The sequence below is a fragment of the Streptomyces sp. LUP47B genome, from assembly GCF_001746295.1.
In the GTDB taxonomy this organism is placed as follows: Bacteria; Actinomycetota; Actinomycetes; order Streptomycetales; family Streptomycetaceae; genus Streptomyces.
The window spans coordinates 99,807-116,325 of the sequence record NZ_MJAH01000015.1 but is presented as its reverse complement, the minus strand read 5'-3'; the positions used below and the strand labels follow the sequence as shown (position 1 = coordinate 116,325).

Sequence of the window (16,519 nt, the reverse complement as noted above, 5' to 3'; positions counted from 1 at the left end):
CCCTCGGGCTCCTCGGGTCAACGGCGGCACTCCTGTCCCTTCCAGGGTGCAACGCGCGTAGCGCACCGCCGAGTCGAACGCCGAACCTTCATGCAAGGCTCACTCTTGGAAGGTCATCGTCCAGGCGGAGCGTCTCATGGGCCGGGGTGGTGCAGGAGCGTGTGGTGAACTCGCGTTCGGGTGCGGGCTGTAGGTGTGGGCGGTGCGCTTGTACGTGGTGCCGGGCGGGACACCGGTTTCCGAGCCGTGCGTTGGGCAGCGGAGTCCGGTGACCGTGATGGTCGTACGGGAGGAGTCCGCTGGAAGTGCCTCGGATGTGTCGTCGGTGACTTCGATCAGCCCTCATCAGGGCAGTCGCCTGCATCGGGCCGGTGCGGACCTGGCCGAGGACCCGAGCGACGGGAGTCTTACCCGTCCCCCGTCCCTCCGCCCAACCGATCGGCCAGACAGGCCAGATACAACGCCATCGTGGTCCGGTGCTCGCGCAGCGGCCGGCCGGTCGTCTGCTCGATCTTGTTCATCCGGTAGACGACGGTGTTGCGGTGGATGTGCAGGGCCTCGGAGGCGCGGACGAGGTTGAATCCGCTCTCGCACCAGGCCGTGATGGTGTCGCGCAGGACCGGCCAGTCCGGCTGGCCACGCAGGCTCGCGGTGGTGCGTTCGATCAGGCGGTTGCGGGCAGGCTGGGACACCGCCGTGAGGGCCTGGTGGACGCGCAGGTCGGTGATCAGGTGGACGGGGGAGTCGCTCGCCACGCGCGCCCCGAGGCGGAGCGCGTCGCAGGCGTCCTGGTAGGAGTCGTGCAGTCCGCTCACGGAGGCGGCCGGTTCGCCGACCCCGGCTCGGGCGACGAGACCGTCCTGCGCGGCGATGACGTCGGTGGTCCGCCGGCAGTCGTCCAGCAGGGCCGTCACCGGGCGCCGGTCCGGGAGCCTGCGCAGTACGCCGATCCAGCCGGGAGCCGTGGAGGCGATGATGTCCTGGGGGTCGGCGAAGACCTCGCGGACCGTGCGCAGGAGTTCCGAGCGGACCAGCGCCATGTCTCTGGTGGGCACCCCTTGGCGTCGGGCGCCCGTGTCGGGGACCCGTACCTCGATGGCGACCGCGACCCGCCTCAGCCGCAGGTCGAACCCCAGCTCGGCGGCCCGGAACAGCAGGAAGTCGCCCTCCACGACCTGCGGGTCGTACGACGCGACGTCGGCCAGCAGCTTCTCCGCCGCCCGCTCGGCGAGCAGGCGGGAGCGCAGCATCACGGACTCCCTGAGCAGGATCTCCGTCTGGCGTTTGACGAGCAGCCCGAACCGGCGCACCTGCGCGGGCGTCCCGGTGATCCCGACCGTGCCCACGGCCTTTCCGTTCGCGACCAGGGGCAGGGTGACTCCCGGGCGTACTCCGCGCAGTTGCTGTGCCTGCGACGCGTTGTGCGTGGCGGGTTCCTGGGTGCGGACGACCTCGACGGACGCCTCGTGGAAGCTTCCTACCCGGCTGCTGTCGCCGCTGCCGATGACCAGGCCGCCCGCGTCGGTGATCAGCACGTTGAAGCCGATGACGGCGGTGGTGTCGGAGGCGATCTCCTGCGCGAGTGACGGGCTCAGCATGAGCGGTTTCTCCCGACGACGGGCGGCTCAGGTGGACGCACCGTACAGCGGATCGATCGAATTCGGCCACAAGTCTGTACGGAGTACACGGTGACGTAACCGAGGCCGGTTCGTAGCGTATGGCCCCAATCACATCCCCGCCGCGGGCACAGCGCGGTGAGACGGCGGGCTCCCCTCTGCATTCCTCAGCATCGTTACGGAAGGCCCATGCCGATGATCCGTATGCGTCCGCTTGCCGTCGCTCTGTCCGCCACCCTCCTGCTCCTCGGGACCGCCGCCTGCGGCTCCGGTGACGACGACGGCCCCAAGAACGTGTCGGCGAAGACCGCCGCGCTGGGCACCCTCACACCCGGCGTCATCAAGGTGGCCGTCCAGCCGTACGCCCCCTACACCAGCGTCCAGGGCGACAAGATCGTCGGTCTGGACGGCGACATCCTCAACCACGTGGCCAAGAAGCTCGGCCTGGAGGTAAAACCACAGGTGACGGACTTCGCCGGCATGCTCGCCGGAGTGCAGTCCCGCCGCGTGGACATCACCGTCGGCGGTGTCGCCTGGTCCGCGGACCGGCAGAAGCAGGGGCTGTTCACCGACCCGCCCTACTACTCGCCCCCGGCGATGGCCGTCCGCAACGGCAAGTCGTACAAGACCGTCGACGACCTCGAGAACCTGAGCCTCGGCACCGTCGAGGGCTATGTCTGGGTCAAGTCGATCCAGTCCGTCCCCGGCGCCAAGCTGCACGCCTACCCCGACGCCAACGGCGTCTTCGACGACCTCGGCGCGGGCCGCGTCGACGTCGGCTTCCTCGACCCGCTCCTCATCATCGCGGCGCAGAAGGAACGCCCGGAGCTGAAGATCAGCACCCAGTACCTGACCCCGCCGACCGCCGCCCAGGTCAAGGCGAAGCCCGCCTACGCCTACTTCCAGCCGTACCAGACCGGCTTCTACCTGCCCAAGAAGGCCACCAGGCTGGAGCAGGCGATCTCCGCGCAGATCGACGCCATGTACACGAACGGCGAGATGGCCAAGCTCGTCGAGAAGTACGGCGGCGACCCCGAGCAGTTCCTGAAGCCGGCCGCCGACGTCGCCACCGCGCGCCGCGGCGTGGACCGGCCGCAGGACTGGAACCCGCCGACCATCGCGAAGTGAGGGGACGACATGTCCGGCCTTTTCCAAGTGCCCTGGTCCGACTACCGGCCCGACCTCGTCGACGCCCTGTGGCGCACCGTCTCCTACACGGCCGTGAGCTTCGTCGGCGCGGTCCTGCTCGGTCTCGCGGTGGCGCTGCTCCGGCTCAGCAAGGCGTGGCCCGCGCGTGCCGTCGCCGCCGTCTACACCGAGGTGTTCAAGAACGTCCCCCTCCTCGCCATCATCTTCCTCACCTACTTCGGCCTGGCCTCGGCGGACATCCGGCTGGACGTCTTCACCGCCGGCTGCCTCAGCCTCGTCGTCTTCTACGCCGCCTACCTGTCCGAGATCTTCCGCTCCGCGATCAGCGGGGTGCACGCCGGACAGACGGAGGCCGGGGAGGCGCTGGGCCTGGGCCGGGCGGGAATCTTCGGGCACATCGTCCTGCCGCAGGCCGTACGGCAGGCGCTTCCCGGCACCAACACCATGCTCGTCGACCTGCTGAAGTCCACCTCGCTGCTGGTCACCGTCTCCGCCGCCGAGTTGATGTCCGAGGGGCGGCTCATCACCTCGGCCACCTTCCGGGCCCTGGAGGTGTACCTGGTCATCTCGGCCATCTACTTCGCCCTGTGCTACCCGCTCTCCCAACTGCTCCTGCTCCTCGAACGCAAGGTACGGGCGGGCATCCCCCTCTCCCCGTGGCGACGACGGCGCCTGAAGGCGGCACGCGCCCTGCTCGCCCCGGCCGTGGAGGCCGACATGAAGGCAGGTGCCGTATGACCGAGTCCGTCACCACCCCGCAGACCACGCCTGGGACACCGACGGAGGCCGTCGTACGGATCAACGGCCTGAGCAAGTCCTTCGACGGCCGTCTCGTCCTCGACCAGGTGGACCTGGAGGTCGACCGCGGCCGGATCGTCAGCGTCATCGGACAGAGCGGCGGCGGCAAGACGACCCTGATGCGCTGCGTCAACCTGCTGGAACGGCCCGACCGCGGCACGATCGAGGTCGCCGGAGAGGTGGTGCACAGCGACGGCCGCACGGTCTGCCGCGACCTGCCCCGGCTGCGCCGTACCGTCGGCATGGTCTTCCAGCGGTTCAACCTCTTCCCGCACCTGACCGCCGTGGAGAACGTCGTCCTGGCCCAGCGCAAGGCGGGCATCCCGGAGCAGGAGGCGCTGGAACGTGCCGTCACGCTGCTGCGCCGGGTCGGCGTCGCGCACCGTGCCCTCGGCCGGCCCGAGCAGCTGTCCGGCGGCGAACAGCAACGCGTCGCCATCGCGCGGGCCCTCGCCCTCAAGCCCGAACTGCTGCTCTTCGACGAGCCCACATCCTCCCTGGACCCCGAGGCGACCCGGGAGGTACTGAGCGTGATGCGCGAACTCGCCGCGGACGGGATGACGATGCTGCTGGTCACCCACGAACTGCCCTTCGCCCGCGAGGTGTCCGACCACGTCGTCTTCGTCGACGGCGGCCGGATCGTGGAGGAGGGCAGGCCCGAGGACGTGCTCGACAACCCCTCCCAGGCCCGCACCCGGGAGTTCCTCGCCTCGTACGGAAGCGCGTCGTGACCGGTACACCGGCGCTCACCGGCGACGGACCCGTGGTGGTCGTCGGGGGCGGTGTCGTAGGACTGTGCACCGCGTACTACCTGGCGGCGGCCGGACTTCCGGTGGAGGTCGTCGAGCGGCGCGGGCTGGGCTCGGGGGTGTCCCGGGGCAACGCGGGCTGGGTCTGCCTCAGCCACTCGACGCCCGTTCCGTCCCCCGGAGTGCTGCGCTACGCCCTGCGCTCGGTGGGCCGTCCGGACTCGCCGCTCTATCTGCGGCCCCTTCCCGACCCGGCGTTCCTGCGCTGGCTGTGGCGGTTCTGGCGCAGCAGTGCACCGGCCGCCTTCCGGCGGGGCTACGCGGCGATCGCCGACCTGAACCACGACACCTTCGACCTCTTCGACGGGCTGCGCGAGGCCGGGGTGGCCACCACCCTGACCCGGCCCGGCATGGTGCACGCGTTCCTGTCGGCGGCCGAGGCCCGTCATCACCTCGCGATCCAGCGGGAGATGGCGGAGGGCCACTACCCGATGCCCGACGACATCACCACGGGCGACGAGGCCCGTCTGCTGGACGGCGCGCTCTCGTCCAAGGTGCGCGCGGCCTACCTCGTCGAGGGCGAGGGCGTGGTCGATCCGGAGGGGTTCGCCCGCGGGCTCGGCGAGGCGCTCGCCGCCGCGGGTGTGAAGGTCCACGAGAACGCGGAGGTCACCGGATTCCGGTCCGGGGCAGGGCGGGTGACCGCACTCCGGACCGACCGGGGCGAGATCCCCTGTTCCGCCGTCGTCGTCGCCGCCGGAATGCGGTCCCCCGCGCTGCTGCGCGAGCTCGGACACCGGCTGCCGCTCCAGGCCGGGAAGGGCTACAGCTTCGCGGTCGACCTGGACCCGGCGCCCCGGCACACCCTGTACTTCGGCGAGCGCAGGGCCGTCGCCTCACCGATCGGCACCACCACCCGGATCGGCGGCACGATGGAGCTGAGCGGCAACAACAACCGCCTCGACTGGCGCCGGATCGTCGCGGTGGCGCTCGCCAGCCGACACTACCTGGGCCGGTGGTTCGACGACCCCGACGACCTGGTGAGCCTGATCCGCGACCCCTGGGTCGGCGGCCGGCCCTTCCTGCCGGACGGCCTCCCGGTGATCGACCGTCTGCCAGGCCGGGAGAACGTCTTCGCGGCCACCGGCCACGGCATGCTCGGCGTCACCCTGGGTCCCGCCACCGGCCACCGGCTCGCCGAGTACATCCGCACCGGCCGCCGCCCCGAGGTCCTCGCCCCGTTCGGCTTCGACCGGCTGCGCGGCTGAGGAGGCACGGCGGCCGGCGCTCTCACGCCACGATCGCCATCCCCCGATCCGTGGCGTTGAGCCGCCTTTCCCCGTCCGCCGTACATGTCACGACGTCCTCGACCTGTACGCCGAAGCGGCCCGGCAGATACACACCCGACCCGATCGAGAAGCACATGCCGGGGACGGGGAAGGGCTCCTCGCCCTCGGTGAGGTACGGCGGCTCGTGTGCGGTGACTCCGATGCCGTGGCCGGTGCGTTCGGCGGCGTATTCGCCCTACCCGAGTCCTCGGTCGGTCGGCGTGCCATGCCGTCGATCTCTTGGCAGGTCGCTCTGGGGGCGACTGCCTCGTAGGCCGCGGTGCCCCGGGGGCGTAGCCCGACCGGGTGAGGGGTCAGACACTCTCGGGCCGAGTGAACGCTCCGTCACCCGGCTCAGATGCCGGTGGAAGACCTCGCGAGTGTCCGGGGTCAGCGTGCGCAGCGCCACCAACGCGGTGATCACCACGTCGCACAGCTCACCCTGCACGTCCTCCCAGGTGTGGCTGACGCCCTTGCGGGGGTTCTGGCCGATCGCCCCGATGACGGCCTCGGAGACCTCGCCGACCTCTTCGGACAGCTTCAGTATCCGCAGGAGGAGGCCTTCGCGGCCGCTCACGGGCTGGTCCGTCTCCAGCCAGGTCCACAGGGCGTCGACGGACTTCCAGAGGTCCGGAGAGGGCATGCCGTGATCACTCATGCGGAGCAGCTTGCCACGGCGTCGGATTCGGGTCGGCTACTCCTCGAACAACGCCTCCTCCTCGTTGAACAGCGCCGTCTGCGCGTCGTCGCCCCCGTCGTCCTTGCCCCGCAGCCGACGCGCCCGCGTCCCCACCACCGCCGCGGTCGCCAGCCCCGTCGCCGCGAGGGCCACCGGCACCATCCATCCGCGGTTGACCGTGTGGCCGAGGGCGTGGTCCAGGGAGATCCGGCCCGGCCCCGTCACCGCCAGGCCCGCCGCCGTGAGCCCCAGCGTGGCCGCGTACTCGTAGCCGCCGCCCGCGTTGAAGAAGCCGTTGGGGGCGTGTACCGCGGCCGCGCCTGCCATCGCGCCGGCCGCCGCCGCGCCCGCCGCCGGGGTTGCCAGGCCCAGGGCCAGCAGGGTGCCGCCGCCCGCCTCGGCCAGCCCCGCCGCCGTGGCGCTCGCCCGGCCCGGCGCGTAGCCGACGGACTCCATGAACTGGCCGGTTCCCTCGATGCCGCCCCCGCCGAACCAGCCGAGCAGTTTCTGTGCGCCGTGGGCGGCCAGCACACCTCCGGCTCCCAGCCGGAGGAGCAGCAGGCCCAGATCACGTCGGTCGTAAGCGGTCACGATGACTCCCAGCAGAAGTGGAACGAGACCCCCCTCGCGTTTCCACCGTCGCATCGCTCACACCTGTCCGGAATACTCGCGCGGCCGTTCGGGTGGCGGCCCCGGGGGCGCGGTGTGAGTCTGGCTGGCATGACGATTCAGACCGCCAGACTCAGCGACCCGGCCGTCCGCGCCTTCGTCTCCGCCGTCAACGCCCATGACCGCGAGGCGTTTCTGTCCCTGCTCGCGCCCGGCGCGACCATGGCGGACGACGGCAGCGACCGTGACCTCGACGAGTGGATCGACCGGGAGATCTTCTCCTCCCACGGCCACATCGACGTCGACAACGAGTCCAACGGCGGCCGTTCCCTCCTCGCCCACTACAGCAACGACACCTGGGGCGAGATGCGCACCCGCTGGGACTTCACGGTCGAGGAGGACGGCAGGATCTCCCGCTTCGAGACCGGCCAGGCCTAAGTTTCCCGTACGGCCCCTTGCGCTCGTGTGCGCTCCAACTCCTAGCGTTCTCACCCATGGAGATCACACGCACTCTCGGCCGCTCCGGCATCGAGGTCAGCGCAGTCGGCTTCGGCTGCTGGGCGATCGGCGGCGAATGGCAGGACGCGGACGGACAGCCCCTCGGCTGGGGCAAGGTCGACGACGAGGAGTCCGTACGGGCGGTGCACCGCGCCCTCGACCTCGGCGTCACCTTCTTCGACACGGCGGACACCTATGGCGCCGGGCACAGCGAACGCGTCCTCGGCCGCGCTCTCGGCAAGCGGCGGGACGACGTGGTTCTCGCCACCAAGTGGGGCAACGTCTTCGACGAGGAGACCCGCACCCGCACCGGCGTCGACGACACCCCGGCCCACGCCCGCCGCGCCCTCACGGCGTCCCTCGGCCGGCTCGGCACCGACCATGTCGACCTGTACCAGCTGCACCTGAACGACCTGGACCCCGAGCGCGCGGCCGAACTCCGGGACCTGTGCGAGGAGTTCGTGGGCGAAGGGCTGATCCGCGCCTACGCCTGGAGCACCGACGACCCCGCCCGCGCCGCGGTGTTCGCGCAGGGGGAGCACTGCACGGCCGTACAGCACGCCCTCAACGTGCTGCAGGACGCGCCCGAAATGCTTTCCCTGTGCGAGGAGTTGGACCTGGCCGGCATCAACCGCAGCCCTCTCGCGATGGGGTTGCTGGCCGGTAAGCGCCAAGGGCCCAAGGACGCCGGCGACATCCGCAGCAGGCCCCCGGCCTGGCTCCAGGGCTTCGGCGACGGCGCGGCGGCCGACCCGGAGTGGCTGGCGAGGATCGACGCGCTCAAGGAGATCCTGACGAGCAACGGCCGTACGCTCGCCCAGGGCGCCCTGGCCTGGATCTGGGCCCGCAGCCCGAAGACGATCCCGATCCCCGGCTTCCGGTCGGTGGCCCAGGCGGAACAGAACGCGGGGGCGATGGAGAAGGGGCCGCTCACCGCCGAGCAGCTGACCGAGATCGACAGCCTTCTGCAACGGTGAGCGGCCCCGCCTCGAACGGCTCCTACCCCTGAGCCAACGACTGTTCGGTCAACGTGAGCTGTCCCGCCTTGATGGTCGCGAGGCGGGGTGCCCGACGAGCGATCGACGAGTCATGGGTGACCAGGATGAACGTCAGCCCGTACTCGTGCCACAGCCCCTCCAGCAACGCCATGATCTCGTCGCGCATCGACTCGTCGAGGTTGCCGGTGGGCTCGTCGGCGAGCAGCACCTTCGGCTTCTTGACCAGCGCACGCGCGATGGCCACGCGCTGCTGCTGGCCGCCGGACAGCTCGGAGGGCGCGTGGGTGAGCCGCTCGCCCAGCCCCACCGAGCGGAGCGCCTCCGCCGCCCGCTCACGCCGTTCCGCCGGCTTCACTCCCAGCGGGACCAGCGCCGTCTCGACGTTCTCCTGCGCGGTCAGGGTCGGGATGAGGTTGAACGACTGGAAGATGATGCCGATCTTCTCGGCCCGCAGCCGGGTCAGCCTGGCCTCGCTGATCTTCGCCAGGTCGACGCCGTCCAGTTCGACGCTGCCCTCGGTCGGGCGGTCCAGGCCGCCGATCATCTGCAGCAGCGTGGACTTGCCGCCACCGGTGGGGCCCTGGATGACCAACTGGTCGCCGTCCTCGATGGTGAGGTCGACGCCCCGCAGCGCCTCCACCGATTCCTTGCCGCGCGAGTAGCGCTTGGTGACGCCGGTGAGTCTGTACATGGGAACTCCGTAGAGAAGAAGAAGTGGGAAGGCGACAGCGGTTACGACACGCTGCGCAGCGCGTCCGCGGGCCGCATCCGCGAGGCCCGCCACCCGCCCATCGCCCCGGCGATCAGCCCGCCGGTCACCGCCAGGCCCACCGCGAGCGCGATGGTGGTCATCGAGACGGGCGCGGACAGCGCGATCTCCATGGTGTTCTGGGTGGCCTGCCGGCCGGGGCCACCGCCACCGCCGGGGCCGCCCGCACCGCCGCCGGTGTTGCCGAGCTGGGCGGTCAGCTTGGGGCTGATCATGGTCACGGCGTACGCGGCCGCGAGGCCGAGGCCGATCCCGAGGGCGCCGCCGAGCAGGCCGTTCACCATCGACTCGCCGACGACCTGCCGGGTGACCCGGCGACTCGGCCAGCCGAGCGCCTTCAGGGTGCCGAACTCGCGCACCCGGCGGGAGACCGCCGAGGAGGTCAGCAGCGCGGCGACCAGGAAGGCGGCGACGAGCACGGCGATCGACAGCCACTTGCCCACGCTGGTCGCGAGGTCGGAGGCGGTGGACAGGGACCCGGAGACGGTCTCCGCGAGATCGGCGGAGGTGGTGACGGTCGTACCGGAGATGTTCTTCTGGATCGCCGACTTGACGGAGTCGATCTGCTTCGAGTCGCTCGCCTTGACGTAGATCGTGGTGACCTGGTTCTTGGCGTCGGCCAGCGTCTGGGCCTGCTTCAGGGGCAGGTAGACGTCGGTGGTGGACTCACTGCTGTCGGGCGTCGCGATGCCGATGATCGTGTACTTGGTGCCGGAGATCTTCAGGGTCCCGCCGACCTTGAGGGAGTTCTCCTTGGCGTACGCCTTGCTGACGACGGCGACCTTCGCGTCGGTCTGCGCTGCGGTGAAGGTCTTGCCGGTGGTGACCTTGGAGCCGGCCAGCGGGCCGAGCGTCTGGTCGGTGACGTCCACCCCGGCGACCGAGTAGGAGTTCACGTCGAAGTTGGCGCCGCCGCCCTGGACCTGGGGCGCGGCGGTGCTGCCACTGCTGCCGCCGCCCGGACCGCCCTGGCCGCCGTTCCCGGTGTTTCCACCCGAACTCTGTGCCTTGCCCTGGGTGAAGGAGCCGTCGACCTTGGTGACGTTCAGGGTCAGCGCGCCCACCGCGCTCGCCACGCCGGTCTGCTTCGAGACCTTGGTGACCACGCCGGCCGCCAGGGCCTGACCGCCCTGGGTCGTCACGCGGTCGGAGCTCTGCGTGTCGTCGCTGTCGTTGGAGTTGGCGTCGAACTGGAAGTTCGGTCTGCCCGAACTTCCCGACGTCGGGGCCGACCTGGTCTTGGTGACGGTCATGTCGGTGCCGAGCCCGTAGAGCGACTTCAGGACCTTGTCCTGAGCCTGAGTCATGCCGGCCGACACCGAGTTGACGGTGATGACCAGCGCGATACCGAGCGCCAGACCCAGAGCGATGACCAGGGCCGCCTTCTTGCGCCGGCCCAGCTCGCGCTTGAGATAGATGCCAAACATCCCGTTCCTCGAGGTTCTTGGCGCCCGCTGTGGGCGCGCCCTCAAGGTAGGGACGCAGCATTGCGGCGCCGTGAGGAAGGGATATGCGCGGGCTGAGAAGGGATGTGCGCGAGCTGAGAATGTGCGCGGCGGCCGTCCATGGACCGGTGCGTACCTCGCGGTCCCACGCGAGATCCACCCCCACCCGGTCCATGGATGGCCGCCGCGCTCCCCCTCGGATGCGGTCGACGGAACGCCACCCCCCAAGTGTGAAGCTCTTGTGGAGGACGCGTGATGAGCATAAGCCGCCAACCGGCCACGGTGGGGGTGGAAGAACATATTCCGCTTGGGGAGATCGGCTGCTCAGCCACGCCCCACATACGGCATCGCCGTCGCCAGTACGGTCGCGAACTGCACGTTCGCCCCCAGCGGAAGCTCCGCCATGTGCCGCACCGTGCGCGCCACATCGGCCACGTCCATCACAGGTTCCGGCGCGACCTCCCCGTTGGCCTGCAACGCCCCGGTCCCCATCCGCGCGGTCATGTCCGTCGCCGCGTTCCCGATGTCGATCTGCCCCACCGCGATGCCGTACGGCCGCCCGTCCAGCGACAGCGACTTGGTGAGGCCGGTGAGCGCGTGCTTGGTCGCGGTGTAGGCGACGGAGTGCGGCCGCGGTGTGTGCGCGGAGATCGAACCGTTGTTGATGATCCGCCCGCCCTGCGGGTCCTGCTCCTTCATCTGCCGGTACGCCGCCTGCGCGCACAGGAACGCCCCGTTGAGGTTGGTGTCCACCACATGCCGCCAGGCGTCGTACGGCAGCTCCTCCACCGGCACCCCGCCGGGACCGAACGTCCCCGCGTTGTTGAACAGCAGATCCACCCGCCCGAACCGCTCCACGGCGGCGGCGAACAGCGCGGCCACGTCATCGGGCCGCGAGACGTCCGTCCGTACGGCGAGACCGGCGCCCTCGGGCACCAGCGCCGCCGTCTCCTCCAGGGTCTCGGTCCGCCGCCCCGCCAGCGCCACCGACCAGCCCGTACGCAGCAGTTCCACGGCGACCGCACGGCCGATCCCGGAGCCCGCTCCGGTCACCACGGCGGTCTTCACGTTCTTGGTGTCCATGAACCCGCAGCGTAGGTGAGGCGGGGGATCACGCCGGCGTGAGGAGCTCTCCCGGGTAGCGGACACCGATCCGGTCCCGTACCGCGTCGAGCGTCCGCATCACCGTGAGGGTGCCCTCCAGCGGCACCAGCGGCGACTGGCTCTCACCGGCCCGCAGCGCCCGCATGACCTCGCGGGCCTCGTGCTTGAGGCTGTTGCGGGGCCCGTCGGCCGGGTCGGCGACGAACTCCTCGGGGTCGCGTCCGTCACGGTGCAGGACGAAGCGGTCGGGGTGGAAGAAGCCGTTCGGGATGTCGATCCGGCCCAGCGAGCCGGTGACCGACGCGATCGTGGCGGTGCCGCCGGTCAGGGAGCAGTGCAGGGAGGCGAGCGCCCCGCTGTCCCAGGACAGCAGTGCGCCCGTCTGCAGGTCCACGCCCTCCTCGGAGAGCACCGCCTTCGCCGTGACGTCCGAGGGCTCTCCGAGCAGCAGATGCGCGAACGACACCGGGTACACCCCGAGGTCGAGGAGTGCGCCCCCGCCCTGTGCCGGGTCCCGCAGCCGGTGCGCGGGCGGGAAGGGCCCGGCGAGCCCGAAGTCGGCCTGCACCGTGCGGATCTCGCCGATCGCGCCGGCGTCGACGAGGGCCTTGAGCCGCCGGATCAGCGGGTTGCAGTACATCCACATGGCCTCCATGAGGAAGCGGTCGTGCTCCTTCGCGAGCGCGACGAGCTCCTCGGCCTCCCGCGCGTTCAGCGTGAACGCCTTCTCGCACAGCACATGGCGGCCGGCCGACAGGCACAGCCCGGCGGCCGCGCGATGCGCCGAGTGCGGGGTGGCGACGTACACGACATCGATGTCCGCGTCCTCGGCCAGGGCGCCCCACTCGCCGTACGCCCGCTCGATCCCGAACCGCTCCGCGAACGCCTTCGCCGAGGCCTCGGACCGCGAGGCCACCGCGACCACCTCCGCGTCCGGCAGATCGACCAGGTCCGCGGTGAACGCCGCCGCGATCCCGCCCGTCGCCAGAATCCCCCAGCGCACGCTCTGCTCCGTCATCCCGGCTCCACCCTCGCTCACGTGACCCTCGCCACTCTGTACGAGCTGAGAGCATAGGTGGCCGGGGGCCGGGGGTTGCCCCCGGGACAGTGCGGTACCGGGAGAGGGAGGGGCGCATGCCCGAGCACGGGCACCTTGGGCAGCGGACGGGCGTCGAGCGGGCGGACGTACCGGAGGCGGAACCCCCGGCGGCCGCCGTCCGCCGCACCGGCCTGCTCGTCACCCTGCTCCTCGGCGGCCTCACCGCCACCCCACCGCTGGCGATGGACATGTACCTCCCCTCGCTGCCGGAGGTCACCGACGCCCTGCACGCGCCCGCCGCCACCGTCCAGCTCACCCTCACCGCCTGTCTGCTCGGCATGGCCCTCGGGCAGCTGGTGGTCGGCCCGATGAGCGACCGCTGGGGCCGCAGACGCCCCCTGCTCGCCGGTCTCGTCGTCTACGTCGTCGCCACCGCGCTGTGTGCTCTCGCGCCGACGGTGGAGTTCCTGGTCGGCTTCCGGCTGGCGCAGGGGCTCGCGGGCGCGGCGGGCATAGTGATCGCCCGGGCCGTGGTCCGGGACCTGTACGACGGCGTGGCGATGGCCCGCTTCTTCTCCACCCTCATGCTGATCGGCGGGGTCGCGCCGATCGTCGCGCCGCTGATCGGCGGGCAGATCCTGCGGGTGACGGACTGGCGGGGCGTGTTCGTGGTCCTCACCGTCATCGGCGCGCTGCTCGCCGCCCTGGTCTGGGCGCGGCTGCCCGAGACCCTGCCGACGGCCGAGCGCCACACCGGCGGCGTCGGCGAGGCCCTGCACTCGATGCGCCGTCTCCTCGCCGACCTGCCCTTCACCGGCTACCTGCTCACCGGCGGCTTCGCGTTCGCCGCGCTGTTCGCCTACATCTCGGCGTCCCCGTTCGTGATCCAGGAGATCTACGGCGCCTCCCCGCAGACCTTCAGCCTGCTGTTCGGCGTGAACTCCGTCGGGCTGGTCATCGTCGGCCAGATCAACGGCAAGCTGCTGGTCGGCAGGGTGAGCCTGGACCGGGTCCTGGGCGTGGGTCTGCTGGTCGTGACGGCGGCGGCCGCGGCGTTGCTGCTGATGGCGACGGGGACCTTCGGTGAGGTGGGCCTGGCGCCCGTCGCCGCCGCGCTCTTCGTGCTGATGTCGGCGATGGGCGTCACCCTGCCCAACGCCCAGTCCCTCGCCCTCCTGCGCACCAAGCACTCCGCCGGCTCCGCCTCCGCCCTGCTCGGCACGTCCTCCTTCCTCATCGGTGCGATCGCCTCCCCGCTGGTCGGGATGGCCGGAGAGGACACCGCCGTCCCAATGGCGGTCGTCCAACTGGCGGCTGCACTGGTAGCGCTCACCTGTTTCATGGCAATGTGCCGTCCTTGGAACAGGCGTGCGACTACGGAGGGAGCGGGGAGCTGAGCGCACCGAGACTGCGCACCGACACACCGGAACGGGCCGGGCTCGATCCCGGGGAACTCAGGCATCTCGTCCGGGAGTTCCACGCCCTGACCACCGGCGCACACCCCTGGGCCCCCGGCGCCGTCCTGGTCGCGGGGCGCGGCCCGGTGATCGCCGTGGAGGAGGCGTCGGGCTGGGCCGTCCGCTACGCGTCCTACGACCCCGAAGCCGACGCGGGCGTGGAACTGCCCCGGGACGAGCGCGTCCCCGTCCGTATCGACACCCCCTTCGACCTGGCGTCGCTCACCAAGCTGTTCACGGCCGTGGCCGCGGTCCAGCAGATCGAGCGCGGCACGCTGGGCATCGACGCGCGCGTGGGGGCCTACCTGCCCGACTTCACGGCGGCCGCGACGCACTCCGTCACCGTCCGGGAGCTGCTCACCCACACCTCCGGACTGCGCCCCGAACTCCCTCTTCACGACTGCGACAGCGACGAGGAGCGCCTGAACCTGCTGCGTGCCGAGCCGCCCGTCGGAGTCCCCGGCACCTACACCTACTCCGACCTCAACCCGCTCCTCCTCCAGCACGTCCTCGAACGCATCACCGGCCGCCCCCTCGACGTCCTCGTCCACGAGGGCATCACCCGCCCCCTCGGCATGACGTCCACGCGCTTCGGCCCATGCCCGGGGGCGGCGGCCACGGAGGACCAGCGCCGGCCGTGGGCCAAGGCGGACCGGGGGATGCTGCGGGGCCTGGTCCACGACGAGAACGCGTGGTCGCTGGGCGGAGTGGCGGGCCACGCGGGCCTCTTCTCGACCGCCCGCGACCTCGCGGTCTTCTGCCGGACGCTGCTGGCGGGCGGCGCGTACGGCCCGGCCCGCATCCTCGGCCCGGACTTCGTGGAGCTGCTGCTGACCCCACCGGGGCTGGGCTTCGCCATCGACCAGAAGTGGTTCATGGGCGAGCTCGCGGGACGGGGCGCGGCGGGCCACACGGGCTTCACGGGCACGTCCCTGGTCCTGGACCCGGCGACGGACACCTTCGTGGTCCTCCTGGCCAACACGGTCCACCCCCGAAGACGCCCCCCGGACAACAGACCGAGGGCGCAGGCGGCGACGAGGGTGGCACGGGCGGTGAGAGGGGCGTGAGCTCTGTGCAGCCGTCCGGCGTTCGAGAGGTTTTTCAGCCTGTCCGGCGTTTGAGGACGAGGCCCCTTCAGGGCCGACGGGGGTCTGGGGGCGCAGCCCCCAGCGGGGTCGAAGGGGCAGCGCCCCTGGGGACGGGACGGGTAGGGGCGGCGGGGGCGAGAAAACCGGCGAGCCCCACCCACACCCGCCGCCCATAGAATCCTCGGGTGACCGCCCCCGCACCCCCGTCCGAAACCCTCCGCGCCGCCCTCGCCGGCCTCCTCCACGGCCTCCCCCCGAAGCAGGCGGCCCAGGCGGTGGACCGCCTGATCGCCAACTACCGCGGAACCACCCCCACCGACACCCCGATCCTCCGCGACCGGGCGGACGTGGCCGCCTACGCCGCGTACCGCATGCCGGCCACCTTCGAGGCGGTCCACGCGGCCCTGGAGGCATTCGCCGAGGCGACCCCCGACTGGACCCCCACGAGTCACACCGACGTCGGCGGCGGGACCGGCGCCGCCACCTGGGCCGTCAACGCCACCTGGCCGGGCGACCGCGCGGTCACCGTCCTCGACTGGTCAGAGCCCGCGCTCGCCCTCGGCCGCGAGATCGCCACCGCGAACCCGGCCCTGCGCGACGCCCACTGGCAGCGCACCAGGATCGGCACGGACCTCACCCTGCCCGCCACGGATCTGGTCACCGTCTCGTACGTCCTCAACGAGCTCACCCCCGCCGACCGCACCGCCCTCGTGGACACCGCGGCGGCGTCGGCACAGACCGTCGTGATCGTCGAGGCCGGCACCCCCGCCGGGTACGCCCGCGTCATCGAGGCCCGCGACCGGCTGATCGCCGCCGGTTTCCGGGTCGCCGCGCCCTGCCCGCACAGCGCGGCGTGCCCGATCGTCGCCGGCGAGGACTGGTGCCACTTCTCGGCGAGGGTCAGCCGGTCGTCCCTCCACCGCCAGGTCAAGGGCGGCTCACTGCCGTACGAGGACGAGAAGTTCAGCTACGTGGCGGCGACCCGGCTCCCGGCCACCCCGGCCCCGGCCCGCGTGATCCGCCGCCCCCAGATCCGCAAGGGCCAGGTCCTCCTCGACCTGTGCGAGCCCGACGAGCAGCTGACCCGCCGCACGGTCACGAAGCGGCACGGCGACCTGTACAAGGCGGCGCGGGACGCGGCGTGGGGCGACCCCTGGCCCCCGTCGGACAGGCCGTAGCCCCGGTCAGGGGTG

Annotated in this window: 15 protein-coding genes and 2 pseudogenes; 9 read left to right on the top strand and 8 right to left on the bottom strand. The window is 71.5% G+C overall.

Features of this window, described 5'->3' with window-relative positions; translation table 11 throughout:
- Positions 1 to 407 precede the first annotated feature (407 nt).
- Positions 408 to 1,598 carry a sugar diacid recognition domain-containing protein gene (locus BFN33_RS35990; protein WP_069764395.1) on the bottom strand — a complete coding sequence of 397 codons (1,191 nt, stop codon included), beginning with the start codon at positions 1,596 to 1,598 and terminating at the stop codon, positions 408 to 410.
- Between the two features lie 207 nt (positions 1,599 to 1,805).
- Here BFN33_RS35990 and BFN33_RS35985 point away from each other — a divergent pair, with 207 nt between their 5' ends.
- From BFN33_RS35985 to BFN33_RS35970, 4 genes are read left to right on the top strand one after another with little or no spacing between them, the layout of a single operon-like run.
- Positions 1,806 to 2,744: an ABC transporter substrate-binding protein gene (locus BFN33_RS35985; RefSeq protein ID WP_256122946.1), complete on the top strand. Its 939-nt coding sequence runs from the start codon at positions 1,806 to 1,808 to the stop codon at positions 2,742 to 2,744.
- A 9-nt stretch (positions 2,745 to 2,753) separates the two neighbouring features.
- Complete coding sequence (locus BFN33_RS35980) at positions 2,754 to 3,503, top strand: amino acid ABC transporter permease (protein WP_069764394.1); 750 nt, start codon at positions 2,754 to 2,756, stop codon at positions 3,501 to 3,503.
- On the top strand, positions 3,500 to 4,294 hold the full coding sequence (locus BFN33_RS35975) for an amino acid ABC transporter ATP-binding protein (protein WP_069764393.1): 795 nt from the start codon (positions 3,500 to 3,502) through the stop codon (positions 4,292 to 4,294). The genes BFN33_RS35980 and BFN33_RS35975 overlap by 4 nt, the downstream gene beginning before the upstream one ends.
- Positions 4,291 to 5,580 carry an FAD-binding oxidoreductase gene (locus BFN33_RS35970; RefSeq protein ID WP_256122945.1) on the top strand — a complete coding sequence of 430 codons (1,290 nt, stop codon included), beginning with the start codon at positions 4,291 to 4,293 and terminating at the stop codon, positions 5,578 to 5,580. The genes BFN33_RS35975 and BFN33_RS35970 overlap by 4 nt, the downstream gene beginning before the upstream one ends.
- 22 nt (positions 5,581 to 5,602) lie before the next feature.
- Here BFN33_RS35970 and BFN33_RS50455 read toward each other — a convergent pair.
- The 3 genes and pseudogenes from BFN33_RS50455 to BFN33_RS35960 all read right to left on the bottom strand — a co-directional run.
- Positions 5,603 to 5,913, bottom strand: a pseudogene (locus BFN33_RS50455) (M24 family metallopeptidase); the annotation flags it as partial.
- 55 nt (positions 5,914 to 5,968) lie between these two features.
- Positions 5,969 to 6,298: pseudogene (locus BFN33_RS35965) on the bottom strand (MazG-like family protein); the annotation flags it as partial.
- A gap of 36 nt (positions 6,299 to 6,334) precedes the next feature.
- Positions 6,335 to 6,910: a DoxX family protein gene (locus BFN33_RS35960; RefSeq protein ID WP_069764694.1), complete on the bottom strand. Its 576-nt coding sequence runs from the start codon at positions 6,908 to 6,910 to the stop codon at positions 6,335 to 6,337.
- Between the two features lie 129 nt (positions 6,911 to 7,039).
- On the opposite strand from BFN33_RS35960, the gene BFN33_RS35955 reads away from it, so the two are divergent.
- Entirely contained in the window at positions 7,040 to 7,366 is a 327-nt protein-coding gene (locus tag BFN33_RS35955) for a hypothetical protein (protein ID WP_069764392.1), read from the top strand.
- A gap of 56 nt (positions 7,367 to 7,422) precedes the next feature.
- Positions 7,423 to 8,403 (top strand): aldo/keto reductase, encoded by a 981-nt coding sequence (locus BFN33_RS35950; protein WP_069764391.1) that lies wholly within the window; start codon positions 7,423 to 7,425, stop codon positions 8,401 to 8,403.
- A 22-nt stretch (positions 8,404 to 8,425) separates the two neighbouring features.
- Here BFN33_RS35950 and BFN33_RS35945 read toward each other — a convergent pair whose 3' ends face one another.
- The 4 genes from BFN33_RS35945 to BFN33_RS35930 form a co-directional block, all read right to left on the bottom strand.
- A complete protein-coding gene (locus BFN33_RS35945; RefSeq protein WP_069764390.1) occupies positions 8,426 to 9,115 on the bottom strand; it encodes an ABC transporter ATP-binding protein in 690 nt (229 codons plus the stop codon).
- A 41-nt stretch (positions 9,116 to 9,156) separates the two neighbouring features.
- Positions 9,157 to 10,620: an ABC transporter permease gene (locus BFN33_RS35940; RefSeq protein ID WP_069764389.1), complete on the bottom strand. Its 1,464-nt coding sequence runs from the start codon at positions 10,618 to 10,620 to the stop codon at positions 9,157 to 9,159.
- A 342-nt stretch (positions 10,621 to 10,962) separates the two neighbouring features.
- The gene (locus tag BFN33_RS35935) at positions 10,963 to 11,721 is read right to left on the bottom strand and encodes an SDR family oxidoreductase (protein ID WP_069764388.1); all 759 of its coding nucleotides are present in this window, start codon (positions 11,719 to 11,721) and stop codon (positions 10,963 to 10,965) included.
- A gap of 28 nt (positions 11,722 to 11,749) precedes the next feature.
- The gene (locus BFN33_RS35930) at positions 11,750 to 12,760 is read right to left on the bottom strand and encodes a Gfo/Idh/MocA family protein (protein ID WP_069764387.1); all 1,011 of its coding nucleotides are present in this window, start codon (positions 12,758 to 12,760) and stop codon (positions 11,750 to 11,752) included.
- 116 nt (positions 12,761 to 12,876) lie between these two features.
- Here BFN33_RS35930 and BFN33_RS35925 point away from each other — a divergent pair, with 116 nt between their 5' ends.
- The 3 genes from BFN33_RS35925 (at position 12,877) to BFN33_RS35915 (ending at position 16,504) form a co-directional block, all read left to right on the top strand.
- Entirely contained in the window at positions 12,877 to 14,178 is a 1,302-nt protein-coding gene (locus tag BFN33_RS35925; protein ID WP_069764386.1) for a multidrug effflux MFS transporter, read from the top strand.
- Positions 14,130 to 15,305 carry a serine hydrolase gene (locus tag BFN33_RS35920; RefSeq protein WP_069764385.1) on the top strand — a complete coding sequence of 392 codons (1,176 nt, stop codon included), beginning with the start codon at positions 14,130 to 14,132 and terminating at the stop codon, positions 15,303 to 15,305. Before BFN33_RS35925 ends, BFN33_RS35920 begins: the two co-directional genes overlap by 49 nt.
- Positions 15,306 to 15,511: 206 nt before the next feature.
- Positions 15,512 to 16,504, top strand: a complete 993-nt coding sequence (locus BFN33_RS35915; RefSeq protein ID WP_069764384.1) for a small ribosomal subunit Rsm22 family protein — start codon at positions 15,512 to 15,514, stop codon at positions 16,502 to 16,504.
- Positions 16,505 to 16,519: the final 15 nt, after the last annotated feature.

Coding starts and splice junctions, on each gene's coding strand:
- BFN33_RS35990 (WP_069764395.1), bottom strand. CDS start 1,598: ATGCTGAGCCCGTCACTCGCGCAGGAGATCGCCTCCGACACCACCGCC.
- BFN33_RS35985 (WP_256122946.1), top strand. CDS start 1,806: ATGCCGATGATCCGTATGCGTCCGCTTGCCGTCGCTCTGTCCGCCACC.
- BFN33_RS35980 (WP_069764394.1), top strand. CDS start 2,754: ATGTCCGGCCTTTTCCAAGTGCCCTGGTCCGACTACCGGCCCGACCTC.
- BFN33_RS35975 (WP_069764393.1), top strand. CDS start 3,500: ATGACCGAGTCCGTCACCACCCCGCAGACCACGCCTGGGACACCGACG.
- BFN33_RS35955 (WP_069764392.1), top strand. CDS start 7,040: ATGACGATTCAGACCGCCAGACTCAGCGACCCGGCCGTCCGCGCCTTC.
- BFN33_RS35950 (WP_069764391.1), top strand. CDS start 7,423: ATGGAGATCACACGCACTCTCGGCCGCTCCGGCATCGAGGTCAGCGCA.
- BFN33_RS35945 (WP_069764390.1), bottom strand. CDS start 9,115: ATGTACAGACTCACCGGCGTCACCAAGCGCTACTCGCGCGGCAAGGAA.
- BFN33_RS35940 (WP_069764389.1), bottom strand. CDS start 10,620: ATGTTTGGCATCTATCTCAAGCGCGAGCTGGGCCGGCGCAAGAAGGCG.
- BFN33_RS35935 (WP_069764388.1), bottom strand. CDS start 11,721: ATGGACACCAAGAACGTGAAGACCGCCGTGGTGACCGGAGCGGGCTCC.
- BFN33_RS35930 (WP_069764387.1), bottom strand. CDS start 12,760: ATGACGGAGCAGAGCGTGCGCTGGGGGATTCTGGCGACGGGCGGGATC.
- BFN33_RS35925 (WP_069764386.1), top strand. CDS start 12,877: ATGCCCGAGCACGGGCACCTTGGGCAGCGGACGGGCGTCGAGCGGGCG.